Genomic DNA, 23056 nt, shown 5'->3' with positions numbered 1-23056 from the left:
GCCCCCGATTGCGCTATGGATGCTTCAGGCGTTGCAGCTACGGTTTCTGCCCTGCTCTCCGCAAGCCGGACATAGCGATGAATCACCGACGTTCAATCGCGCCGGAACAGCAGTGATGTGCCGAAGAAAAAACGGCGTTGTTTAATTAGCAGGATTATCGACCCGATCAAGGCCATTGAGATGATCATTGGAAATACGAGACAATGCAGCACAATGCCGATGATTGAATTTTTGTAATCGCGGCGAGTTAGATATGCCGATCGTGAAATCTGCAAGACGTACAACGTCAGCGGCATCATAAAGATGGGCCATACGCGGCCAGCAAACGGTGCAATCAGTGTGGCAACCGATATCATGTAGTGCTGGAACTCCCACATCACGTGATAGGAATTCACGAGAATCTTGCGTTTGAGTGTGGGTTGCGTGCGTGCGGTCCGAATTTGCACCGGCATATGCTGGATAGCCCCGATGGTCCAGCGCAGACGTTGCAGAAACAGTCCCCGGATCGTCTGTCGCTCGATCTCCCAGGCCAACACCCGCGGCAAAATCTGCACGGTTCCGCCCGTGCCGAGCACTTGATAGGTCGCACTCAGATCTTCGAGAAAACCATCCACAAGTAGTTCGCGATAGCTGGCGAAATCAACCAGTTGCACACCGCCCGGAAAATTCGCGACTGAGAACTCGTTCTTGACCAGTTGCAGAACACTTTGCCGGTATAGCCGATTGTTGCAGACGATATGCGATGAAATCGTCTTCTTTTTACCCGGTTCCTGAAGGGGGTAAATCAGGCAGGCACTGTAAGGCTGCGCCGATCGTGAATGAAATTCGACAAGCTCCGATAACGCGGTTGGAGCAAGCACGATGTCGGCATCCAGCAGCAGTACCGTGCGGGAAGCCAAATATTGGCCTCCATGCAGGATCGCGGCAACCTTTCCGGCCTGGGGCGTGGGCAGTGACACGACACATAGGCGTGTGCCATATGATGCGAACCGGGACGCGAAGCTGCGCACCCGTTGTTCGCTGTCGTCCGTGCAACGATCCAGCACGAGCACGACGTGCACAACCTGACCGAGATCGTTCGAGAGAATGCCTTCCAGGCAGCGCTCTATCGTCGACGCGGCGTTGAACAACGGAATCAGAATCGACAGTGACCGATCCCTGCCGGCTGCCGTGGCATCGATAGCGCGATCGGAACGCGGCGGCGGCAGGCAAATCGAGTGCACCAAATAGAATGCCTGGAAGAATCCGATGACCAGAATGGCCAGGAGCAACACTGAAAAGGAGAGCGTCATCACTCCTCGCTCATCGGGGCAAGCGCCAGCAATCGTGCTTCCATCTCGCCGAACTCACGCTCGGACATCCATGGATAAAAGATCCAGTTGGTTGTTTCTTCAACGAAATAATCAGGTTTGAAGCGGGAATAGGTCTTGATCTGCAGTGTCGCGAGCTTGACTACCGCAGCACCGCGCCGCCGCACTTCGTCGAGCACCAATGCCGCGGTCTCGCCCGAGTCCAACACGTCATCGACGACAAGTACGCGCTTGCCGATAAGGCTCACATCATTCAACGGCACCCTGATCTCGGCCTTCTCTGCCTCATAAGCCACCCCGACTTTGGCGGCGCCGCTGGTCTGTCCGTTCTGGACAATTTTCATCCCCATCATCAGGTCGATGCCCAGTTCGTTGGCGAGAATCGCACCCGGCACCGCACCACCGCGGAGCACGCATACCATCGCGTCGAACGGCTCCTGAATACGCGACGCAAGCCGTCTCGCCAGAATGTCGACCGTTTCCCAGCTGTAGCGATCGATCTGCTTCATGCCACCGGCTCCATGTAGTGGTTATGCACTTCCCAGTCGATCGTGTTGCGCATACTGACATCGTAAATCGTGTGCGCCTTCGGGTACTTCGCGTACAGCTTTGCTTCCCATTCTGCGAGCGCGATGATGTCGTCCTCCGATGGCTGCGGAGACTTCGCCATCACTGAACCCGGGTCTGCATGAAACACGTTGGTTGCAAGGCCAATGCCGCGAGACAGAATCGCTTCCATGCCCTCCATGCTGCTTGCAAGCGGTTCTACGCCCCACACCAACCCGCAATAAACTTCGTATTCCCCAAAAACCTCTTTCGCATAGTCCAACGCTTCCCACCAGCGATCATAGCCATAGTGCTGGTCCTTTCCCGGGCAGATCCGGGCGAAGTCCTCGCGGCTGTACACTTCCAGGTTGAACGCAATCGAAGTAACGCCTGCCGCCTTGTATTCGTCGATCAGCCGGAAATCGTGCGGTGGATGAGCGAGGACGTGCATGCGTACACCGGGCTCGCGAGCATCGCGAATTGCCTGTAGCGGCTCGATAATCGCGCGCCGTGTACCTTCGTCATCGGGCGGCGTGCCGCACGTATTGGTGATCATCGGGATTTTCCAGCCGGAGTTCTGGATAATGTGCGTCGTCTCCATCACTCTCTCACGGCCGAATTCAGTGACGAGCGGTTTCCCAACCGTGCGGCGTGCCTTGCGCAGCGAGCAGAAACCGCAGGGCTTCCCCTTGTCGAAGTAGTGGCAATCCGGGTAGAGAAAGAACCCCGGCGTCACGGCCCCATATGCTGAAATCACATCGTCGGTTCGTGCGCCATCCTTGAGCGTTTTCCCGAAGAATGGCAGCGCTTCGGGTAAATCGACCTCCTGGTGAAACTCACTCTCACGATAGAGAGCAAGCCGGTCGTCGTCAAAGCGAAGGTGCCAAGGTGAACCTTCGCGACGCAAGACGGAAACCACCAGGCCGTCCCCCAGCAGCAGCACCTGTGGAATGCGATGTTCGCGTTTTACATTTCGGTTAGTGACACAGGAACCGTAGGTATTTTCGTAATATCGCCTGCTGGTCGCGGCAAACAAGTCGATGTCGAAGTCGATGCCATTGGAAATCAGGGCAATTTTTGTTCTCAGGGACGGTCGCATTTTTTTTACTCCATTGTCGATGTGTGATCGATCGTAGAGCCTGTTACTGCAACACTTGAAAACGCCCGGATATGATGCGGCGCCGCATGGGTGCACCAGCTACCCCGAACTGCCGCCAACCTCGTCTCATATGAGGGCACGATAGTCGAACGCTTGAATTTCGCAATCTGCGAAATCTGACAGTTACAGGCATCGATTCAGGCATGGGAGAATTGTTGGTTGATGCAAAGGCGCATATCAGGCGCGGATTGCATGGTTGCAGGCAGTCGCGCAGCGGCTGCAGGACACAGTCGCGTTCTACGTCGCGCATGGCGGCGGTTGGGGGGGAAGCGGGCTGAAGGGCCGTGGCGCGGGCATTCAGCCCGTTTGCGTCACGATGTCGGGCCGCTGCCATGGTGGCACTTCCGCCCAGCTCTCACCGCATTGCCGATCGAGCGGCAAGCATGTAAACCACGCCCACGGCGCGCGGACGAAGCACAGCCGGTAGCCGGTAGTCGCTCCGGCAACGGATACGGCAATCCCTGATTTCCATCAACCGACTTCGATGATGACTTTCAGCGCATGGGTTTGCGCCGCGCGGCCGAACGTGTCGTACGCACGCTCGACGTCGTCGAGCGAGAATCGGTGCGTGATCAGGCGATTCGGGTCGAGGCGCCCGGCGCGCACGGTCTTCAGCAGCATCGGCGTGCTGACCGTGTCGACGAGCCGCGTCGTGATCGAGATGTTGCGATCCCACAGTTTCTCGAGGTGCAGGTCAGCCTTGACCCCATGCACGCCGACGTTCGCGACCACGCCGCCTGGCGCGACGAGCGACGTGCACATCTCGAACGTCGCCGGAATGCCGACCGCCTCGATCGCGCAATCGACGCCGACGCCGTCGGTCAGCTTCATCACCTCCTCGATCGGGTCGCCGGTGCGGCCGTCGAAGCAATCGGTCGCGCCGAAGCGTCGCGCGATCTCGAGCCGGTTGCTGTCCGGGTCGATCATGATGACCTGCGCCGGCGTGTAGAACTGCGCGGTCAGCAACGCCGCCAGCCCGATCGGGCCGGCGCCGACGATCGCGACCGTGCAGCCCGGCTGCACCTTGCCGTTCAGCACACCGCACTCGAATCCGGTCGGCAGGATGTCGGACAGCATCACGAGCGCGTCCTCGTCCGCGCCTGCCGGAATCCGGTACAGGCTGGTCTGCGCATGCGGGATGCGTACGTACTCGGCCTGCGTGCCGTCGATCCGGTGCCCGAGGATCCAGCCGCCGGTCGTACAGTGCGAATACAGCCCCCGGCGGCAATATTCGCATCGGCCGCACGACGAGATGCACGAAATCAGCACGTGATCGCCCGGCTTCAGCGCGTCGACCGCGGCGCCAACCTGCTCGACGACGCCGACACCCTCGTGACCGAGGACGCGGCCGGGTTCGCACGTCGGGACGTCGCCCTTGAGGATATGCAGATCGGTTCCGCAGATCGTCGTGCGCGTCACGCGGACGATCGCGTCGGTGGGCGACTGCAGTTCCGGCATGGGCCGCCGTTCGAGCGCCTTGCGCCCCGGCCCGTTGTAGACGAGTGCTTTCATCGGTGTTCCTCCATCGAATGGGTGACCCGTTCGTTCATCGGGGCCAGGGCCCGTTCACGCTCATAACTGGCTTGCGAACGTGCGTTGCCGGCTGTCCCCCAAGGGGCTTCCTTCGGGGCGCGTGCAAGAAGCAAGGCGCGCCGTTTCGCCGAGCCCAACAAGCGACGCGCGACGCCGCAATGCGGCCGGCAACGCACGTTCCCCTGTTTGGAAAAATTCATTCCTGCGGAAACGGCGCGTGGATGCCTCGTGCAGGCGACGGCTGATCGCGGCACCGAGACCGCCCATTCCGCCCGTGACGAACGCGACGCGATCAGCGCACATGATCGTGCTCCCGCGCCACGTTCGCCCCGCCCGGATGCCGGGTGGCAACCGGCGAAACGTCGTTCGCTCCCGCGCGGCAAACGTCATTCGGTGTCGTCAACGCGTCGGGGTTCATCGTGCTCCCGCCGTCGATCCGATCGATGGGTTGGCATCCGTCTCTTGCCGCCTGCCCGTGATCGGCATCGCGATCGTCATACTGTGCGGCCGCGGTGCACGACAGCCGTTGATCTGAGTCAAGCGCGCGGAAAGCCTGCTTCGTGACTGGATTGCACTGGCGGATCTCCCGTCGATGGAGCGATTCCGATGAGCTACAAGAGCATGGTCGTGCACCTCGATACGAGCGTCCGCACGCATTCGCGCCTCGAGTTCGCGTTGCGTCTCGCCCGGCGCTTCGGTGCACACCTGACCGGGCTGTTCGCGGTCTACACGCCGGAGCCGCATTCGTTGTACGTGATGGCCGGTTCCGCCGATCATTTCCGCGAGCATCGCGAACAGCGCGACGACCGGCTCGGCATCGATCTCGACCTGTTCACCTGCTCCAAATCCGCCGCCGATATCTGGCGCGCAATCGGATGCCGGTATGCACGTCGTCGCGCAAAGCGGCCGGTACGACGCACCGCTTCACCGAATCCGCGTGCCGTGTAGGAATCTGCTGACGCTATCTGCACGATTCCTACCGCAGCTTCAGGGCACGCTGATTGAATCGCACTGGCGTGGCAACGATACTGACCTCACGGATACCGGCTGCGCGGTACACCGGTTGCAGGCCACCAGGAGAGACGTCATGTCACACGCCATCTATCGTTCCGAATCGGGCAACCAGGCCGTCAGCCCGGCCGACAAGTCCGACACGGCCGCACTCGACACGCTGGCGCTCGTCGCGCTCGCCCGCGACGCCGGCATGCTGGTCATACTCGACGGACAGATCGGACGCGAGCGGTACGAAAGCGTGACGGGATCGATCTCCACCCTGGCCCGTTTCGCAGAGGCGCTGCAGCTTTCGGCGCTCAAGGCGGCGTGAGGCCGGCAAACGGCCCACTCACACCGCGAGTTCGAAGAACGATCGTGCAACGACCTGACCGTTGACGATCAGCTCGACCTCATGCCGGCCCGCATAATGCCGGCGCGTCGTGAAATCGCGCATCGCCCGGCTGTGCTGCAGCGTGATGCGCTCGCCGGGCTCGAGCGTCAGTACCTTCAGCTTGAACACCTTCGGCGACACCTCGCCGTTTTGCTTCACGTAGCCGATCCGATAATCGACGACGAGTCGCTGCGCCGTCTCGGCCGTGGAATGCAGCTCGCAGGCGAGCGTGACCGATTCGCCGAGCACCACCTGCGCGGGCGTCACGCCGAACGGGCCGATTCCCAGGCGAGGTGCGCTTTCGGCACCCAGGATCGCGAGCGCTCGCGCATCGCCCTGCTTCACGAGGGTGCGAAGTGCATGACGGACGATCCATCGCGTATGCGGATGGTCGTCGCCCCATCGTTCGGCTCGATCGAGCACCCAGGCCGGATGCGTCTTCGCCACGTCGTTCAGGTGATTCGCGACCGAACGGCGCACATAAGCGCTCGAGTCCGCGCGAAGCGTGTCGAGAATCCGCGCGGCCAGCGCCGGGTCGGCCTCGATCTCGCGGAGCCGGAACGACCATGGCAGGCGCGGGCGACTGCCTTCGCTTGCCAGCCGGCGGACTGCTTCGTCCGCATCGTGCGCCCACGTTTCCATGATGGCGAGTGCGCGCGCGCTGTCGATGCGCAGGAATTCGCGCACCGCGAATTCCGACGTGCCGAACGGCGTGAAATATTTCAGCGCGTCCATCGAACGGTCGAATGCATGTCGACCGTACTGCCCGACATAGTCGGGCGCGATGAGCGAGACAAACCCGCGGCCGAAGCGCGGCGCCGCCTCCTGCAACAACGCCAGCACGGCCTCGTATCCGCCGGATAACGACCGCGCGCCCGTGTCGATCGCGACGCTGGCGCGCCTGACGCGCTCCATCAGCGTCAAATCGTCGAAGCCGTCGAGCGCCGTCGCGAGAAACGCCGCCCGGTCGAAGGCGGGCTCGATCGAATGCAGCACGTCGGACAACGTGTGGAACTGCTGCTCGCCCAGCGATTCCTTCAGCGGGACGGGAACTTGGATGGTTGTCATTGCAAGGAGATGCGGCGGGTGCCGCGGATCGATGGATGCGAAAGCGCACAGTATCGCCGAAGCCCCTGCCAATTCCTGTCAGCAGACTTTGCCCGGCCAGCGCACGCCCGTGCGGGGTTCAGTCGACGTGCGCGGAAGGCGAACCACGAACGGGCGCGGACGCGTTCACGCGCCGGTTCACCGTTGCCCGCGGGACGGCTCGCGCGCCGCGCCGCTGGAGAGCCGGTTTCGCAATTGACCGCCAACGAACGCAGCCACAATCAGCGACAGATAACCGGCAACGAGGAGATGCCGCCAGCTGTCGAGCGCGGCGCGGTGTGCAACCAGCGCCGCGTCGGGTGCCGGTACCGCGAGACTTCCCGGCACGACCGCGCGCGTCATCTGCACGAAGCCCGCCGCCGACAGCACGGGCAGCAGCACGAGCACGGCCAGCAGCACGAACCTTGCGCGATGCCAAAACGCATGCCGGCGCAAATGAAACCACAGCCCGAGACTGCCGTGTACCCACCCCGGTGCGAGCAGCGCGATCTGCAGGCCCTGTGTGCCGCTCGTGAGGAGCGACACGATGACCCGTTCGTAGTTCGGCTCGAAACCGTAGAACGACGTCGCAACCCGTGTGCCGACGACGTGGCGGATCAACAGCAGGGGCAGGCTGAGGCCGGCCCACAGACGGAGCCATTCGGCGGGCGGCAGCGCCCAGTGCCGACGGCCGTAGATGGTGCGGATCGCCAGCGCGAAATGCAGGCCGGCCGCGCCATACAGCAGGATCGTTCCGGGCACGCTTCGCCAGAGCCCGATCGCCAGGTGCAGTGCGTGCTCTGCGACATCGATCGACCAGATGCCGAGCGCGTGATTGACCATGTGAATGGAAATATAGAGCCACAGCAGGATGCCGGAGGCGAGCTGCAGCCTTCGCGCAGTGTTGCGCATCCGGTCATGCGGCGACGCCGGTTTCCCGGCATCGTCGAGATCACGCCGCGATCGACCCGGAAGGGTCCGGGTCTGCCTCCCCTTGTCGTCCATTGGCGCCTCCCCTGAATGCGTCCGGTGCTTGATCGGCATACCGCCGAGCAGGCCCGTTTATTCCAGCGATGGGCGACATCCGTGCAAGAAGTGCGTGGCGTGGCGTCGGGAATAAGCGCCGTGTTCGCCGGGTATACCGGGTGTGGGCACGACAAATGACGACCGCGACGCGTCGACGCCCTTCACACCGAAACGAACGGGGTCAAGGAGACCATCATGTCCAACGTTCTGTCCCATTGGATTCTGGTCGGCTGTGACGCATACGACGAGTATGTGTTCGTGCCGTGGCTCGATAAATCCGTGTATCTGAGAACGGTCACGTTGCGTCGCGTCTGCCTGCAGTGATGGAAGCCGCTGCGGCGCATGCGGTCCGATTAGCTGGCCTGACTTCGGTCAATCATCCAACAGGGCTGATCGAAGACCCGGATTCGGACCGATTCGATCTCATTTGCTCGCCGACTTTCGCTTCCATGCCGCTTTCGCCGTGAGCGTTCGCATGCGCGTGACGTTGTAAGCCGCCTTTCGCATCGCTTTCGTACATGCCGCGCGAACACGCCGTCCATGCGCTTGAGCGTTTCGTTCAACCCGATGCGAATCGGTCGCAGGGACGATTGGTTGGCACGAAGTCATCTAGCTTCGCCATCCTGAACATTGTCTCGGTGTAACCGTCCGCTCCGCGTACCGCTTTGCTCTCAGTGTTGTTCGATACCTTGTTTCAACGATTACCCCTGCCGCCCGGATGACGTCCGCGAGAGGTATTTCTACGGCCTGTTAATGTTGTCGCCCATCGATGCGGCAGCGATGATTTGCCGCCGCCAACGTCATGACAAATCGGCTTAGCCGAGTACGAACTTCAACGTGCCCAGGCTGCCGACTTCGACCACGCCATCGCTATTGACGAAGGAACGCGTACCTTCGGCAACGATCGTGTTGTTGGTCAAATAGGCGCCGTTCCAGCTATCGACAATGTTGTAGGGACGTTGGTCGGGGCGCTGGCTGCCGCCGAAGCTAATGTTGAATGGCGCGACGCCGTCCTTGCCTTGGGCCTTGCTGTACACCCAGCCATAGTGTCCGACGTTGCCTTCGGAAGCGAACGCGCCGATCGGGCTGTAGTTGGTGGTATAGGTGCCGGCGATGACGCCATTGGATGCATCGGCGGACGTGATTTTGAATGTGAAATTCTTGTCCGACGAGATATAGGTGCCGGTGAGAGGTACATTGGCCATGGGAATCTCCATTTCTTATGAATTTGGAGGATGCAGTCAAGCGCGTCAGTCGCGCACCTGCCAGAGCAATATAGGCGTCGGATATCGTGGATACACCCTGTAAAGCCTGACAGGGCTGAAAATCAAAAACGCATGTTTTTCCGTGTAGATATCCATACGGATGAACGCCTGTGGCATTCGCAGCCCCTCACGGCGCCACAGGCGCTGCGCCGCCCCGTGCAACAAGTCAGCGCAATTTCACATTCTCAATCACGCCTCCCACGTCATTTCTGCTTGTTGGCCCCGCCTAGGGCCGGTGTTCCGGCGATTCCCGCCACGTCGGGTGCCCAGCGAGATTTTCGCTTTGGACAGCCTGAGTCCGGCGACGCGCCGTGTGGATTGTCAAGGGTGGCTACATTGTCCTTGCTCGCAAAGGTCGCAACTTGCGCTTCCAGGGCACCCCACCGTGTCACTGTTCGTCACTATTGAGCCAATTATTCAACAATTTTGAGATTGTGGACGTTCGTCCATTTCATTGATGTTCACAAAAGTCCCATTAATACCGGTCTCCGTAAGTTATCCGTAACGTGTTTATCTTTTGTGCGCGGATATGACCTCGTTTTTTTGCCGAAACAGATGAGACAAAACCATTTTTAATTGCTCATAAAAAAGTCGTTGCCGGCGAATTTCACTGTGCTATTCTCGCCGCCAAGGAGTGCTGCGGCTTCAAGCTCCGAAAACCAGAAAACACGTTATATGACGGGACCGGCTGCCAAAGCCTGTCCGCCGAAAAAGCAAACGACCAACCTCCCCGTTCCGCGATCGCGCCGGTGAGGGCCTGACGGGAGACGGGGCATGTCAAATGTTGCTGGCAAAGCCTATGGCATGAACGTCGTGACGCCGATGCCGCCGCATCGGACGTGGATCAACCGATTCATCTTCATGATCGCGCGGGCGCTGCCCGCCACGCTGACCGGACTGATCGGTCTGTCGATCATCCATTTTGCGCGCTGGGCCATCATCCGCCGACAAGACTGGCCCGATCTCGGCCAGCCCAAGTCCGATCTGAAAAACGATTACATGCTGTTCATCAGCAACTTCAACGGTACCTGGGATCAGTACATCGACGCCTTTTCGGACGGCATTCCGGGTGGCCTTGACCTGTTCTGGTATGCCAGCACCAAATATCCGCATTCCATTCCGATCACGCCGTTCAAGAATTACATTCGCGCGAATCAGATCGATACCGACTACTACTACAACGCAACGCCCGGCGCCGCTCAACGCGACATCAAGGCCGCATTGCGTGTGCGGTCGAATTTGGTCACGCTCGCGAATCAATATGCGACGTTGTCCCCCGATGCTTTTGCGCAAGCCTATCGCGCGATGCTCGTGGCCGTGCAGAACGATCTCGGCACGCACGGCTTCGCACCCGTCGCGTCGAACGACACGGCCAACGCCGATACCAACCGCCAGCCCTTCGTCGATCGGGCCTGGCCCAAGAGCAAGGCAGGAGGCACCCAATCATGAACCTCGACGGTGGTCATTATTTCCTTACCGTGCTGTCGCCGGTTCGGGTCGAGCCGTGGAAGGACAACGACGGCAACGTGACGTCACCCACGTCGTCGCTGCGCCAGGTGCTCGCCACGCTGCCGACTGCGATGCAAAGTCCGGCATGCGAGGCCGGCGGCCGTAACAGCCCGTTCTCGCGCTCCCACAGCACGCACTTCGCCCGCTTCGCGGTGATTGATCAGCCGGCCTTCAACGGTCGCGTGCCGGTCGACTCGCTCGTCGACGCGATCCGGAAAACCAATCTTCTCGAGGATCAGCACGTCGACAACCTATCGACGTCGTGGCTGCTCCTGAGCGTGGATTTCGACCCCGCGCCCAGTCACGCCAGCGACAACGACGGCGGCCTGCACGATTATCTCGTCAGCTTGTGGAACGTGATGCGCGACGAGCTGAGCGCGGTCTATCGACATTGCTACGGCTTCGAGACCGTCGGCACCGGCGACGAATTCGCGCATTACATCAAGCGCTGCCAAGTCGAAACGACGATGCCGTTCAACGATTACTGGATCACGACGCCGCCATTCCTGTCGCGGTCGATTTCGATTCCGATGATTGGCGCGGCGATCGCGATTTTCACGCTGGTGGTGACGCTCATCGTCGCGATGGTGGCGGGCAAATTGGCATGGCTCGCGCTGCCCGTAGCGCTCGCGCTGGGCATCTACGGCGCTTATCGGTACGTGATGAAGTGCGGTGAGGTACCGTTCGATACCGCGCCGTTCTCCGATCTGCGCTCGGTGCTGAAGTCGTTGTATCTCCAACAGAATTTCGCGCGCTTCGCGATCGATCACCAAGGCGACGATCCGGCGAGGCTTCACGCGGCGTTCGGCGATTTCCTCAAGACGCACCGCCCCACTGACATCGAGAGCCCGACCCAGCCGCCGGGCGTCATCGACACCGACGTTCCGGCCGCCGACAGCGTCAGCCCGAGCGTCAGGGCAACCGTTCCCGCCGCCGCCATGGCCAACTCGAACGAGGCACCAGGGGTGACCCAGTCATGACAGAGCAACAGTACGACGTCGATCTCGATCTCGCGGATATCCAGGGCAACATCCTCACCGCATATGGCCGTCAGGGCTTTCCGAAAGGACGCTTCATGCTGCTCAACGTGCGTAACGCCGCGAGAGGACGCGCGTTCGTCGAGCACATGCGCCGGAAGGCGACCACCGCGATGCGATGGCCTTCCCTTCGTCATCCCACGTTGAGGCCCACGGGCAAGGTCTCGGTGGAGCGGCCGGACGTGACGATCAACCTCGCATTCACGTTCTGGGGGCTGGTCGCGCTCGGCGTGCCGACGCGCACGCTGCGCGGAATGCCCGACGACTTCATCGACGGCATGGCGGCACGCGCATCGATCCTCAGCGACGACGCGACCGACTGGGACCCGGTCTGGAACCAGTCGGCAACGAAGGACCCACGGAACCAGCCGCACATTCTCGTGATGCTCAATGCGCGGATGCAGGATGACGGCACCGCTGTTTCCGGTTTGCAGACGGTCACCGACGAGATCATCGACTGGTGCAAACATGCCGACAGCGGCGTTGCCCTGTGCGTGGGTCATCGTGGCTCGGACGAACGCTGGCAGGATCTGTCCGCGATCACCCGGGAATTCGACGGCAAGATCGTGGCGACGCCCGACGAGCATTTCGGCTTTACCGACGCGATCAGCGATCCGGTCTTCGACGGGCAGGTGCCCGGCAACAGGAAGGTCGCGATGGAAGCGGCCGTCGGCCAGGGCAAGGTGGACGGCCAAGGCAACTGGTCGCCGCTCGCGCGCGGCGAGTTCCTGCTGGGTTGGCCGGATGAAGCGCAGGAAATCCCCGGCGCCGCGATGCCGCTCGATTTCAGCCGCAACGGAACGTTTTTCGCGTATCGCAAGCTGCATCAGGACGTGAGCGGTTTTCACGGCTGGATCGACAAGACGGCGGACCAGTTGAACGGGCTTTGGCGCCTCGGGTCGCAAGACGAAGCGAAGCAGACACTGATGGCAAAAATGGCCGGCCGCTGGCAGGACGGGGTGCCGCTGATGGCGGCGTCGACCTTTGCCGAATGGCAGGCCTTCAACGCCCAATACCCGCTTTTCGACAAGGACAAACCCGGCGAGCTCAATCCGGAACGGGCGCGCCGCCTGGTCGATTTCGTCTATCGCGGCGATCTCGATGGCCTGCGCTGCCCGATGGGCGCGCATACGCGCCGCATGAACACGCGCGACCTGCTCGATCCGCACGTCGGCGACAACAATCCGGCCAACCGTGCCGGGTCCGCGCTCAACAACCGCCGGCGCATCCTGCGCCGCGGTCTTCCATACGGCAGCAAGGACGACGCCCACGGCGAGCACGGGATCGTCATGCTGGCGGTCTGCGCGAACCTGTCGCGCCAGTTCGAGTTCGTTCAGCAGCAATGGCTGAACTACGGCCTCGATTTCAATCTCGGCAACGACACCTGCCCGCTCGTCGGCAGTCATGCGCCGAATGCGCGTTACGTGATCGCGGCCGATCCGAAATCGGGCAATCCGCCGTTCATCGCGAGCGGCATCCCGAACTTTGTCGAGGCGCGCGGCGGCGACTACTTCTTCATGCCCAGCATGACGGCATTGCGCCTGATCGGCATGGGCCTGACCGATCCTACCTGACGCGGAGCGCGCCGATGTCCTTTGCCTTTGCATCGAACCTGTTCCATGCAATCGCGCTCGAAGCCCACTCGCTGGGCAAGGGTGTGCTCGCCGGCGACGAGATCGCGGCGAAGCTCGCGAGCGGCAGCGGCGATCTCGCGGCGCGGCTGAAAGCCGTGCTGACCGATCCTGCCGGCCAGCGCGCGGTGTTCGCGTCGCTGCGCGCGTTCGCGCCCAATATCGCCACGGACAAGACGTTCGTCACCGCCTATCCGTGCGACGGATCGGTCATCGTCACTCTGGCGGCCGACGTGCGCGAGGTGCTCGATCGGCAAGACGACTTCGAGGTCGTCTACGAGCCGAGGATGCGCAAGATCACGGGCGGCCCGAATTTCTTCCTCGGGATGCAGGATGGCGCCGAGTATCAGCTCAACGCGTCGATCATGCGACTCGCCGCGCAGCGCGGCGACGTGGTCGACATCGTCGTCCCGAAGGCGCGCGATGCGGCCCGGCGGATCGTGGCCGCGCATCCGCACGAGATCGATCTGCCGCAGGTGCTGACCACGGTCGTGCCCGCACTGATGGTGCGGGAGTATTTCGGCGTCGATACCGCGTCCGTTCCCGATCTCGTCGAATGGACGACCGCGATGTTCTGGTATCTGTTCGCCGATCTGCAAGGCGATCCGGTGGTGGAAAGCAAGGCGCTCGATTACGCCGGCCGATGCCTGAGCGCGATCGATGCGGCGATCGCCAGGCTCGACGCGAACCCCGGCGGCCCCGTCACCGTGCTGAAGCGTGCGGTGGCACTGCGCGATGCCGGCGCGGGCGGATTCGGCGGCGCCGGTATTCGCAACAACATGATCGGCCTCGTGATTGGCGCGATTCCGACCATTTCGAAGGCGTGCGTGCAGGCGCTCGACGTGCTGCTCGATCATCCGGACATGCTCGCACAAGCCCAGGCCGCGGCGGCACGCGGCGACGAGCAGGCAGTCGGCTCGATCCTTTTCGAGGCGCTGCGGTTCAATCCGGTCAATCCGGTGATCTATCGTCGCGCAACGCGTGACTGCGAGATCGCGTCGGGCACGACGCGCGCGTGCCAGGTGAAGAAAGGCGCGATGGTGTTCGCGTCGAACCTGTCCGCGATGTTCGATGCGGCCGTGGTCGACGATCCGGACGCGTTCCGCATCGACCGGCCCTGGGACATCTATATCCTGTGGGGCTATGGCCTGCATCGCTGCTTTGGCGATGCGATCAATCGCGCCATCATTCCGGCGCTGATGACGCCGCTGCTGGCAGGCGCGCCGCTGGTGCGCGCCGACGGCGCTGCGGGGCGGCCGGATACCGAAACGCCGTTCCCGCAACATTTCTCGGTCATGCGATGAACCAACAATTGAGGTGCTACGGGGAAAGTCAGGATGGCGGCTGCAGCGGTTGAACGCCGAAGCATGGTGTCGGACCGACAACGATTCGGATAACGAAACGAGTAAGCCGCGATCGTTCCGGCCGCGCTGAGCGCGCTCTTCAATTCATGACGCCCCGGGCATCGCCGGGCGCGTCATGTCGCGGCATTATCAGAACGGGCTGCGTGTCGTATCGCCATTGGTGAACACCGCGTCGACGACCTGATAGAACGCCATCGCCGTATCCGCAACCTCCCAGACCGCAAGGATGACGTGGTAGCCGCTACGCATCGGCAGCTGGCATGGGTGAATGGTCGGCTGCTGTGGCACCAGGTTCGCGTTCGGGTCCCAGTATGGCTGGCCGGGATTCTGGATCGTGCAGAACGGCGTGGGCTCGAACTGCGCGCGCGTCAGCTTTTCCGACGGGTTCCAGTCTGCACGTGTAATGAAGTAGTTCCAGCGACGCGTCTTGTGCACGGCGCTGAATTCCCATTTGAAATTCTGCACCGCGCCCGGCCGTAGCGGGATCTTCTGCCAGCGGCCCGGCGACTGCTCGTTCAGCACGGGCAGCGGGCCATTCGTGCTGGCGCCGGCGATTTCGCCGTCCTTCGGTGGTGCGGCATTCTTCGCGTCGTCCGGCGCGAACGGATCCGACAGGCCGCTTTGCGTCGCGGGGAAGAACTTGCCGTTCTCCATCGCGTTCGCGTGCCAGGCGTCGACAGGGCAGTTCGGATTCTGGCCTTGCGTGCACAGCACGATGCGCGAAGGCGGTTCGGTCAAACGGCCGTGCGCGTGAGCACCGGCCGCCGCGACCAGCAGTGCCACGCCGGCCAGCGAGCATGGCATGACGGAAGCAACGTATCTGCGGATGATCTTGTTCACGAGCCCTCATGGCATTGATGTCGAAACGGATATGCGCACATCGAGCCTGTCGCAAGATCCCGGGCAGAGATTCCTGTCGACGCGTCGTCGCGCGCGCTGATCGGCAAAAGCGGCGGTCGAATGAAACCGCGGCAAGCGATGATCAATCGCCATCATTTCTGACAAATCACTTTCACCAAGTCAAACCTTATCCGCGAAAATCGGAAAAATAAACTTCCCTCATTGGTAATTTTTTGATTCGCGACATCGAAACATCCATTTTCCGGATGCTTCGTTCATCAGCCCTGATGTAACGCGGATTCTGGTGTTTGACGATCGTGAATGATCGATCTCGACATTTCGTGTCCGAAGGAAACCGGCATGATCGCCTTCGTTGTTCAATAATTTTATTATTTGAATTGGATCGAGATCATCAATAATCGCATACCCTATTAATATTTATTGTTGCGCCAAAGCGTCACGGCGGACACGATGAGAAAAGCACGCCGAGTATTCATGGGTGCCTCCTCCTGGTTATTTTTGAAATAGCTTTTGCAGTGGATTTTATCTTTGTGACATCTGCAGGAATCCTATGAGGCTGGATAGGTATTCCCGCCGCTAAAGACAGCGGGCTCGACCATTTGCTTGCTCCACAGCCATTCGAGCAGCTGTTGCGCCCTGGCCGCTTCCATCGATCTGCCGAGAAACGCAATCAGCTCGAGCGGATGCGTTGCCCGCGTCAGCATGTCGAGGAGCGGAAACAGCGCCACGCCATTCCAGAACGCGACGGGTCGATCAAGACTCGGATGCTGCAAGGCGGGATGCGCGGTAACGCGGTCGCCGGTCGCGCAAGGCACCACGACAATGCCGGTATTGCGGGAAAAGCGGATCGGACTGTGCAAGGGCAACGGAGGCGCGGGCTCGCCGGGCTGGGGCTGGTTCGACGACACGTGCGCCAATTCGTCTTGCAGCGCGTGCGTCATGAGGTCTACGCGCGCCGCGGTTTCGTCGCCGAGCGAGGCCATCGCAACCGTATCGGACGTCAATGCGGGCGTCGAGCGCAGGCGCCAGAAAGGCGACTCGCCGCACCATGCCTGACGGTAGTACCCGGCCGTCCATGCGAGGTGACGCGCCGCGCCTTCGATCAGGCGCGATTCGTAAAAGCGCTGCGCCAGTTCGCGCTCCGACGCATCGCTTGCCCGGCACCATGTGTTGATCGCGATAGCGGCCTGGAGCGAGAAGCGCATCGCCTTCTCGACGCCCGAGGACGAGATCGGGTCGAGCGCGAAGGCCGCGTCGCCGAGCTTGATGCGTCCGTCCTGCCAGGAGAGCGCGTCGACGTAGGGCGTCGATACGCACATGCGCGGCGAATCGCACCAAGGCAAACCTGCGATGTCCTTGAACAAGGCGCTTCGCGTGCAGGCGTTGCGCAAGACAGACTCCGGCTCGCGTTCGAGCGCGTCGTCCCGCGCGGAGGGATCGAACGTGAACATCACGCGGTAACGGCCACCCGGCAGCGCAGCGCCCCACATCCATCCGTCATCGAGCGCGTCCACGCGCGTGGCGGCATCGGCATGCGCAGCCGGCGTTTCCATCGCGACTTCGGCCCATACCGTGGACAGCCGAGGCGCGCGCAAGCGCTGCGGCCCGCGTCGGCTCTGCCGGCCCTGGGCGTCGAGCAACACGTGCGCCTCGACGTTGCGCAGCCCGTCGGGCGTAGCGATTTGCACGCGCCAGGCACCGGGCGCTCCGTCGACTTGCGCGACGCTCGCCGGCCGCAGCACGTCCACGCCGCGCGCCACGGCCAGGCGCAGCAGCGCCGCATCGAATGCGGCGCGCTCCACGACGGCGCCGTCGTGCGCCACCGTCTCGATCGATTCGCTCGTCCAGCGTACGCTCGTGGGCTTGCCTGCGAGGATCGGAACGGATTCGAGCACCTCGTCCGCGTCGAGGTAGTCGATGATGTTTCTGACACCCGGCGTCAGCGCTTCCCCGATCTGCGGACGAGGCCATAACGGGCTTCGCTCGACGAGCAGCACGCGATGCCCGAGATGGTTCAAGCGAAGCGCCACGCACAGGCCAGCGGGACCGGCGCCGGTCACGAGCATGTCGAACGTGCGATTCACGCCGTTCCCGCACCACCAGACGATGCGCCAGACGAACCGGCAAACCAGGCCGGCGCATAGCGCGCGAGCCTGCCGTGCGCGCCGATTGCATAGTGCAGCCAGCCGCGGATGTAATCGCAGGCGCTGCGTCCGCGCTCGAGGACCTCGTGATGGCATCCGCCGCCGCAAAGATAGCGCGCCCAGCATGCATTGCAGGGCTGTTGCTGGTGCACGTGACGCTCGGCGAGCCAGATCGTCTGGCGCGCCTGATCGACGCCCGTGGAGAGATGCCCCATGACGCCGGCCTCGTCGCCGACGAAGCGGTGACACGCCGCCAGCTCGCCATCGGCGGAGACGCCGAAATACCCCGCCCCTGCGCCGCACGGATACGGCCGATGCGTGCCGCGCTGGATTTCGCGCAGCGCGTTCTGCATGTTCGAGAACGGGTAGCGCTCGCCGCGCATGACCTTTTGCTCGAACGCGAGCCCGCAGGCGATCATCCCTTGCAGCATGTCTGCCATATCGTCCGGGCCCATTTCCGCGCGACCGTTCGAAGCGCGCAGCAGCGGCGAGAAGCCGACGCTGTGGAACCCCATGTCGACGAAAGTATCGAGCGTGCTCGGCAAGTCGAGATTGAACGGGGTGACGGTCACGCGCGCCGAGACCTGCATGCGCCGCTGGCGCACAAGCAACGGCGTCACGCGCTCGACGATGTGATCGAACGAGCCCATGCCGCCCTTGAACGGACGCAAGCGGTCATGCACGGGCGCGGGGCCGTCGAGGCTGACGGTGACGGCGAAGCCGTGCTCTTCGAAGAACGCCCCGTCGTCTTCCTGCAGCAGACTGCCGTTCGTCGTCACTGAAAATTGGCATCGGATTCCGCGGGCATCGGCACGCTCCCGCGCGTGGACCGTCGCCGCGCGCAGCACCGCGCGATTGGCGAGCGGCTCACCGCCCATGAATGCAAGATTGATCTTGCCGCCCTCGCTCGCCTGCTCGATCAGCAGGTCGACTGCCGCAAGCGCGGTTTCGAGCGGCATGTTCTTCGCCTTGCCGCCGAATTCCCCTTGCTGGGCGTAGCAATAGGTGCAGCCGAGATTGCATTTCTGCGCGACGGCAAGCGACAACGCGTGCACCGGCATCTCGGTCAAAGGCGCGTCGTCGATCGCCGCGCGCATGTCGAGCCCGCGGCTCGCGACCAGCGACGCGACGGCCTGCGCATCCCCGTCCTCGAGCGCCGCCTGAAACGCGTCATGCAGATCGTGCGGCACATGAAACAGGCGGCTTCCGTTCACGAGCAACAGTTGCGCGCCCTCCGCATCCTCGACCACGTGGATCCCGGGATGCCGCGGGCGCGACGCCTCGAAGATGCGCGCCGCCATCGCCGACGCCAGCGGCGCGAGCGTCTCGACGGCGCGATCAGGTTTCATCGGCATCCTTGCCGCGGATCACGAACTGCAGATCCTCCTGCCAGGACCGGAACAGATCGTCGTAGGACCACAACCGCGTGTCGACGCGATTGTCCGGCACGTACGTGCCCGTGCGGCGCTTGGCAAGCCACATGTCGCCGCGCGCCAGCCCGTCGTCGCCCGGCTCGACATTGACGAAGTCGGGTCGCGACGCGGCCCAGTAGTAGCACGCGCATTCGCGATAGTCGTTCTGCCAGGGCGCGCAGAGGCCTTGCGTCAGCTCGCCCGGTTTCAGCATCTCGGGGTTGAAGCTGGCGGTGTCGCCCTCGAAAAAGTGCCTCAGCGTGAGCGTCGCCTTCAGGGTCTCGGTTTTGCCTTGGACGTAGTACACCTCTTCCAGGGCGTTCTCGTGAGCCGTGAATTCGCATTCGACCGGCTTGCCCTGCAAATGCACGATGCGGGCGATGGAGTTCGACCACTCCATGAACGACACCGCATTGGGATTGGGCACGCTCGCCAGCGTGACAGGATCCCCGTCTGGCAGCACCGGCCCTCTCGTGAGGACCATCGTGCCGACCTTGTGGCCGTCGAAGCTCAGCAGGCGGCGCGTCTTGAGATGCTCGTAGCCCGGCTCCGTATCGACGACGTAGTTGTTGTTCTCGACCAGGGTGATGCCGACGAATGCGCGCCGCCAGAAATTGCGGAAATCGAACTCCAGGCCCGGGAAGCAATTCGAAATCGCCGTGCGCGGCAGCGCCGAGGCCGGGTTGCCCACGCCGCGATGGTGAATCTGCGCGGTCAGGTTGGACGCGCGGATCTCCCCGTTACCGGGCTGTTCGAGGTCTTTCGGAGCGTTCGGATCGTTAGCCGACATGCTTGTCTCCCTTCGGATCAGGTTGTCCGAACATCGCGTCTCGCGCCGCCTTGATCACCAGGTTGATGTGCCGGCGCGTGAGCGTCAGGCTGCGGCCATCCGCCCCGCGCATCAGGGCCGGCATCTTGCGCAAGCCCTCGGCGGTCAGGTCGCCGATCTCCTCGGGCTGGCGCAGCAGCTTCGCGAACCACGGCGCGCCACCCGCCGCCAGCGTGCTGAACACGCGCTCGTGCAGCGCACGCAGCGCAAGATTGTCGACGATCGATTCGGCGGCGATCGGCTCGTAATAGCGCTCGAAGTCGGCCGTGTTCTGCCGCACCATCGTGCTCGCGACGTTGAGCCTTCCGTTGACCGGGTTGCCGTTCATGACGGCGGTGTTCATGAGGCGGATCGTTTCGAGCGCACGCAGGACGATCTCCGTGGCTTCGTCGATCGATACGCTCTCTTCCGGGATGTGGATGCCGTGGAGAATCTGCTCCATCTCGTCAGACACCACGCGCACCGGCAGGGTATCGGGCGCATAGGCCGGCGGCCCGGCGCCGATATAGCCGTGCGCGCGCAGCGTGGAGCCGTCCTTCCTCGTCAGCACGACTTGCACGTGGCCATCGCATTCGTCGTCGAGATAACCCCAGCTGACTTGATTGCCATCCTTGTCGGCGTATCCGGCAAAAATCTGTGCGGGGTTGGTCGGCGCCGGATGCGCCTTCGTGGGGCCGCCCGCCTCCCTGAAGCCGAGCCACTTGCCGGGCGCCTCGGCGTAGAGCAGGAGATCGTCGCGATCGATGACGGGATCGAGCTTCAGCTTGTCTTCGCTTTCCTTGTCCGAGGTGCGGCGCACCAGCCGCGTGCCGTACACGATACCGGCGGCAGGGGTGTAGCGCAGGCGGATCTCGGGGAACTGCGCCGTCGGCTTGACGAACTGGACGTGGCCGAGCGGAAGATACCGCCCCTGGCGAAAGTGTTCGCAATGGCCTTGCATCGCGTGCCGCTTGTGATCCTTGAGGCCGGTCAGGTTCGCGTGGATCTTGTCGTTCGCGTCGTTGGTGCGGCGGTAGATCTTGATGTTGCCCAGATGGATATCCCAATGCAGCGCGTCGAGATCGAGTTGTTCCATCGCGAGCAATTGCAGCGTGAGCGGCTGCAGCGTATCGGGCGCCTCGCTCGTGCGCGCAAACACTTCGAGAAAAGGCGCGACAGGCCGCACCTTCCGGTTCTCGTCCTTGAAGCGAATCGTGTCGGGCACGTAGGCCTTCACGATCTCGCCGCTTTCGGGATCCACCTCCAGCGTGGTGCACGGCACGATGCGTCGAAAGTCGAGCGGGTTGTCGGGATCGACGACGAGGTCGAACGCTTCCAGCGGCGTCGCCGCGGCGCCCAGCCTGCCGACCGCGATGGGCGGCAAAATCCGGAGTTCCAGTATCGGCATGTGCGGCTCCTAGAGTAGCGCCAGGTCGACGTCGCCGGACAGGATGCGCCTGGCGACAGCGGCCAGGCTCTTGTCGGCTTCGCTCAGACTGAGCAAATACGGATGGCGCGCGGCATCGGTCCTGGCCAGCAAGGCCGCCACGAGGTTCTCCGAGGCCTCGAGCAGATCGAGGTGCCCGCGCCAGCGGTTTGCCTCGCCGAACGGGCTGTTGAGCGTATAGGGCATCTGGAACGGCGGCCCCGCGAGCGACGCGTCCGGCTCAATCGACACGCGCGACTGCATCAGGATCTCCGAGAGCGCGCGCAGGTTGTACATCTCGCCGAACGCCGCATTGACGATCGTGCCGCGCGGCGTGAACTGCCCGGCCGCATTGAGCCCGCCGTAGAGCGTGAAGCTGTGGATCAGGTACTGCAGCAGCATGCGGTAGCGCAGGTTGAACAGCGACGCCCACAGCTGGGTCACCGGCTCGGTGATGGGCGTCACGGGTGCGCCGCCCTGCTCCGGCACGAGCGCGGGGTCGAGCGCCACATAGGGATTGACCGCGACGGGCCGCGAAGGCCGCCAGGTGTCGTCTACCTTCGCCGCGTGCAGCTCGGCCGCCGCTGCCGGATAGGCTTCCGTCCAGGCTTCTTCGAGAAAGTCGTCGGGGCGTGCGGCAAGCCAGCTGTCGACGCCGCACAGCTCGCCTTCGAGGACCGCACGCATCTCGACATAGATCCGCAAAAAGCGCACGAAATGCGAGGGATCCTTGCCGTGGGGCGCCTCCCCTTGCTTGGAGATTTTATCCAGCGCGTTCACCGCGTCGTCGCGCGAGGTGGCGGGCATCACGAGCACGTCCGGCGTTCCGCCGAGAGAGCCACCGCCGCCGCTGCCCCTGTGGCCGCCCTTGTACCCGCGTCCCCATTCGGCGAAATCCGCCTGGCAGCGGTAGGTGTCGGCCTGGAAGGCATCATCGGGCAGGTGGTCCCTGACGAGCGGAATCAGCGCATGAAACAGCTCGGCGACCTTATGAGGCCTGGATACCTGCTTTCCGATGCGTCGTCGGATATCCTTGCCCAGCTCGCCGCCGTCCCAATGGAGCGGCGCCTCCGTATAGACGTATTTCGCGAGCGAATCCAGCGTCAGCGGTTCGAGCATGAAAGGGAACGGATAGAACGGCGTATCCCACGGGTAATCGTCACGCTCGAAATGCAACGGCGAGCCGATCAGACGCAGCACGTTCTGCACCGTGATCAGGTGGCCCATCTCCTCCTTGGCGATGCCGAGGATGGTTTCCTGCCAATTGCGGACCGTGTCGCGAAACGCCGCCGGCACCTGCGGCCCGCCGAGCGAATAGCCGGCGTACAGATACTGCACCATCAGGCAATGCTCGATTTCCGCGTCGATGGACAGCAGATAGGTGACGTAGTCGCGCGTCGAGAGCTCATGCTCGAGCAGATGCTTGATGGAATAGTCTTCGGCGACCGGCTCGCCAGGCGCAAGCCGCTCCAGGGATGAACCGCCGGGCGCGAGATGCCGCCACAATCTGAGAGATTGCATTGCCGCTCCTTATTACCGACGTCTGAAAAAGAGG

19 protein-coding genes and 2 pseudogenes are annotated in these 23056 nt (G+C 62.7%); 7 read left to right on the top strand and 14 right to left on the bottom strand.

Annotation, left to right across the window (positions count from 1 at the left end; translation table 11 throughout):
• Positions 1-92 precede the first annotated feature (92 nt).
• The 4 genes from ACN22W_RS37210 to ACN22W_RS37195 all read right to left on the bottom strand — a co-directional run bounded on the left by ACN22W_RS37210 (position 93) and on the right by ACN22W_RS37195 (position 4527).
• A complete protein-coding gene (locus ACN22W_RS37210; RefSeq protein WP_419690076.1) occupies positions 93-1292 on the bottom strand; it encodes a glycosyltransferase in 1200 nt (399 codons plus the stop codon).
• The gene (locus tag ACN22W_RS37205; protein WP_419690075.1) at positions 1292-1819 is read right to left on the bottom strand and encodes a phosphoribosyltransferase; all 528 of its coding nucleotides are present in this window, start codon (positions 1817-1819) and stop codon (positions 1292-1294) included. Before ACN22W_RS37205 ends, ACN22W_RS37210 begins: the two co-directional genes overlap by 1 nt.
• Positions 1816-2955 (bottom strand): radical SAM protein, encoded by a 1140-nt coding sequence (locus ACN22W_RS37200; protein ID WP_419690074.1) that lies wholly within the window; start codon positions 2953-2955, stop codon positions 1816-1818. Before ACN22W_RS37200 ends, ACN22W_RS37205 begins: the two co-directional genes overlap by 4 nt.
• A 531-nt stretch (positions 2956-3486) precedes the next feature.
• Entirely contained in the window at positions 3487-4527 is a 1041-nt protein-coding gene (locus ACN22W_RS37195) for a zinc-dependent alcohol dehydrogenase family protein (protein WP_419690073.1), read from the bottom strand.
• A gap of 627 nt (positions 4528-5154) precedes the next feature.
• Between ACN22W_RS37195 and ACN22W_RS37190 the strand changes: the two are divergent.
• Both ACN22W_RS37190 and ACN22W_RS37185 read left to right on the top strand, forming a co-directional pair.
• Positions 5155-5329: pseudogene (locus ACN22W_RS37190) on the top strand (universal stress protein); the annotation flags it as partial.
• Positions 5330-5635: 306 nt separating this feature from the next.
• Complete coding sequence (locus tag ACN22W_RS37185) at positions 5636-5872, top strand: hypothetical protein (protein WP_419690072.1); 237 nt, start codon at positions 5636-5638, stop codon at positions 5870-5872.
• An 18-nt stretch (positions 5873-5890) separates the two neighbouring features.
• On the opposite strand, the gene ACN22W_RS37180 is transcribed toward ACN22W_RS37185, so the two are convergent.
• Together ACN22W_RS37180 and ACN22W_RS37175 are read right to left on the bottom strand one after the other, a co-directional pair.
• Positions 5891-7000, bottom strand: coding sequence for a DNA alkylation repair protein (locus tag ACN22W_RS37180; RefSeq protein WP_419690071.1), 1110 nt, complete (start codon positions 6998-7000; stop codon positions 5891-5893).
• 177 nt (positions 7001-7177) lie between these two features.
• Entirely contained in the window at positions 7178-8062 is an 885-nt protein-coding gene (locus tag ACN22W_RS37175) for a hypothetical protein (protein WP_419690070.1), read from the bottom strand.
• A 177-nt stretch (positions 8063-8239) separates the two neighbouring features.
• Here ACN22W_RS37175 and ACN22W_RS37170 point away from each other — a divergent pair, with 177 nt between their 5' ends.
• Entirely contained in the window at positions 8240-8368 is a 129-nt protein-coding gene (locus tag ACN22W_RS37170) for a hypothetical protein (protein ID WP_419690069.1), read from the top strand.
• A gap of 169 nt (positions 8369-8537) precedes the next feature.
• Here ACN22W_RS37170 and ACN22W_RS37165 read toward each other — a convergent pair.
• Positions 8538-8675 (bottom strand): annotated as a pseudogene (locus tag ACN22W_RS37165) (IS5/IS1182 family transposase); the annotation flags it as partial.
• 184 nt (positions 8676-8859) lie between these two features.
• Entirely contained in the window at positions 8860-9249 is a 390-nt protein-coding gene (locus ACN22W_RS37160) for a hypothetical protein (RefSeq protein ID WP_129517698.1), read from the bottom strand.
• Between the two features lie 834 nt (positions 9250-10083).
• Between ACN22W_RS37160 and ACN22W_RS37155 the strand changes: the two genes are divergently transcribed.
• Genes ACN22W_RS37155 through ACN22W_RS37140 form a run of 4 tightly spaced genes read left to right on the top strand, consistent with a single transcriptional unit; the run spans position 10084 to position 14790 of the window.
• On the top strand, positions 10084-10758 hold the full coding sequence (locus tag ACN22W_RS37155; protein WP_412025935.1) for a hypothetical protein: 675 nt from the start codon (positions 10084-10086) through the stop codon (positions 10756-10758).
• Positions 10755-11798 carry a hypothetical protein gene (locus tag ACN22W_RS37150; RefSeq protein WP_419690068.1) on the top strand — a complete coding sequence of 348 codons (1044 nt, stop codon included), beginning with the start codon at positions 10755-10757 and terminating at the stop codon, positions 11796-11798. Before ACN22W_RS37155 ends, ACN22W_RS37150 begins: the two co-directional genes overlap by 4 nt.
• Positions 11795-13429, top strand: coding sequence for a peroxidase (locus tag ACN22W_RS37145; RefSeq protein ID WP_419690067.1), 1635 nt, complete (start codon positions 11795-11797; stop codon positions 13427-13429). Before ACN22W_RS37150 ends, ACN22W_RS37145 begins: the two co-directional genes overlap by 4 nt.
• Positions 13430-13443: 14 nt before the next feature.
• Positions 13444-14790, top strand: a complete 1347-nt coding sequence (locus tag ACN22W_RS37140) for a hypothetical protein (protein ID WP_419690066.1) — start codon at positions 13444-13446, stop codon at positions 14788-14790.
• A gap of 189 nt (positions 14791-14979) precedes the next feature.
• Here the strand turns inward: ACN22W_RS37140 and ACN22W_RS37135 are convergent, their stop codons facing one another.
• The 6 genes from ACN22W_RS37135 to ACN22W_RS37110 form a co-directional block, all read right to left on the bottom strand.
• Complete coding sequence (locus tag ACN22W_RS37135; RefSeq protein WP_129518388.1) at positions 14980-15654, bottom strand: lytic polysaccharide monooxygenase auxiliary activity family 9 protein; 675 nt, start codon at positions 15652-15654, stop codon at positions 14980-14982.
• Positions 15655-16259: 605 nt separating this feature from the next.
• The gene (locus tag ACN22W_RS37130) at positions 16260-17795 is read right to left on the bottom strand and encodes an NAD(P)/FAD-dependent oxidoreductase (RefSeq protein ID WP_419690065.1); all 1536 of its coding nucleotides are present in this window, start codon (positions 17793-17795) and stop codon (positions 16260-16262) included.
• Positions 17792-19204 (bottom strand): radical SAM protein, encoded by a 1413-nt coding sequence (locus ACN22W_RS37125; RefSeq protein ID WP_419690064.1) that lies wholly within the window; start codon positions 19202-19204, stop codon positions 17792-17794. Before ACN22W_RS37125 ends, ACN22W_RS37130 begins: the two co-directional genes overlap by 4 nt.
• Entirely contained in the window at positions 19194-20057 is an 864-nt protein-coding gene (locus ACN22W_RS37120) for a hypothetical protein (RefSeq protein ID WP_419690063.1), read from the bottom strand. Before ACN22W_RS37120 ends, ACN22W_RS37125 begins: the two co-directional genes overlap by 11 nt.
• Positions 20047-21483, bottom strand: a complete 1437-nt coding sequence (locus ACN22W_RS37115) for a hypothetical protein (RefSeq protein ID WP_419690062.1) — start codon at positions 21481-21483, stop codon at positions 20047-20049. The genes ACN22W_RS37120 and ACN22W_RS37115 overlap by 11 nt, the downstream gene beginning before the upstream one ends.
• 9 nt (positions 21484-21492) lie before the next feature.
• Positions 21493-23022: a ferritin-like domain-containing protein gene (locus ACN22W_RS37110; protein ID WP_419690061.1), complete on the bottom strand. Its 1530-nt coding sequence runs from the start codon at positions 23020-23022 to the stop codon at positions 21493-21495.
• Positions 23023-23056 lie beyond the last annotated feature (34 nt).

It is taken from the genome of Burkholderia theae, assembly GCF_048565265.1.
GTDB classification, from domain to species: Bacteria; Pseudomonadota; Gammaproteobacteria; order Burkholderiales; family Burkholderiaceae; genus Burkholderia; species Burkholderia theae.
This window is presented reverse-complemented; position numbering and strand designations above follow the sequence as displayed.

Coding starts and splice junctions, on each gene's coding strand:
- ACN22W_RS37210 (WP_419690076.1), bottom strand. CDS start 1,292: ATGACGCTCTCCTTTTCAGTGTTGCTCCTGGCCATTCTGGTCATCGGA.
- ACN22W_RS37205 (WP_419690075.1), bottom strand. CDS start 1,819: ATGAAGCAGATCGATCGCTACAGCTGGGAAACGGTCGACATTCTGGCG.
- ACN22W_RS37200 (WP_419690074.1), bottom strand. CDS start 2,955: ATGCGACCGTCCCTGAGAACAAAAATTGCCCTGATTTCCAATGGCATC.
- ACN22W_RS37195 (WP_419690073.1), bottom strand. CDS start 4,527: ATGAAAGCACTCGTCTACAACGGGCCGGGGCGCAAGGCGCTCGAACGG.
- ACN22W_RS37185 (WP_419690072.1), top strand. CDS start 5,636: ATGTCACACGCCATCTATCGTTCCGAATCGGGCAACCAGGCCGTCAGC.
- ACN22W_RS37180 (WP_419690071.1), bottom strand. CDS start 7,000: ATGACAACCATCCAAGTTCCCGTCCCGCTGAAGGAATCGCTGGGCGAG.
- ACN22W_RS37175 (WP_419690070.1), bottom strand. CDS start 8,062: ATGCCGATCAAGCACCGGACGCATTCAGGGGAGGCGCCAATGGACGAC.
- ACN22W_RS37170 (WP_419690069.1), top strand. CDS start 8,240: ATGTCCAACGTTCTGTCCCATTGGATTCTGGTCGGCTGTGACGCATAC.
- ACN22W_RS37160 (WP_129517698.1), bottom strand. CDS start 9,249: ATGGCCAATGTACCTCTCACCGGCACCTATATCTCGTCGGACAAGAAT.
- ACN22W_RS37155 (WP_412025935.1), top strand. CDS start 10,084: ATGTCAAATGTTGCTGGCAAAGCCTATGGCATGAACGTCGTGACGCCG.
- ACN22W_RS37150 (WP_419690068.1), top strand. CDS start 10,755: ATGAACCTCGACGGTGGTCATTATTTCCTTACCGTGCTGTCGCCGGTT.
- ACN22W_RS37145 (WP_419690067.1), top strand. CDS start 11,795: ATGACAGAGCAACAGTACGACGTCGATCTCGATCTCGCGGATATCCAG.
- ACN22W_RS37140 (WP_419690066.1), top strand. CDS start 13,444: ATGTCCTTTGCCTTTGCATCGAACCTGTTCCATGCAATCGCGCTCGAA.
- ACN22W_RS37135 (WP_129518388.1), bottom strand. CDS start 15,654: ATGCCATGCTCGCTGGCCGGCGTGGCACTGCTGGTCGCGGCGGCCGGT.
- ACN22W_RS37125 (WP_419690064.1), bottom strand. CDS start 19,204: ATGAAACCTGATCGCGCCGTCGAGACGCTCGCGCCGCTGGCGTCGGCG.
- ACN22W_RS37120 (WP_419690063.1), bottom strand. CDS start 20,057: ATGTCGGCTAACGATCCGAACGCTCCGAAAGACCTCGAACAGCCCGGT.
- ACN22W_RS37115 (WP_419690062.1), bottom strand. CDS start 21,483: ATGCCGATACTGGAACTCCGGATTTTGCCGCCCATCGCGGTCGGCAGG.
- ACN22W_RS37110 (WP_419690061.1), bottom strand. CDS start 23,022: ATGCAATCTCTCAGATTGTGGCGGCATCTCGCGCCCGGCGGTTCATCC.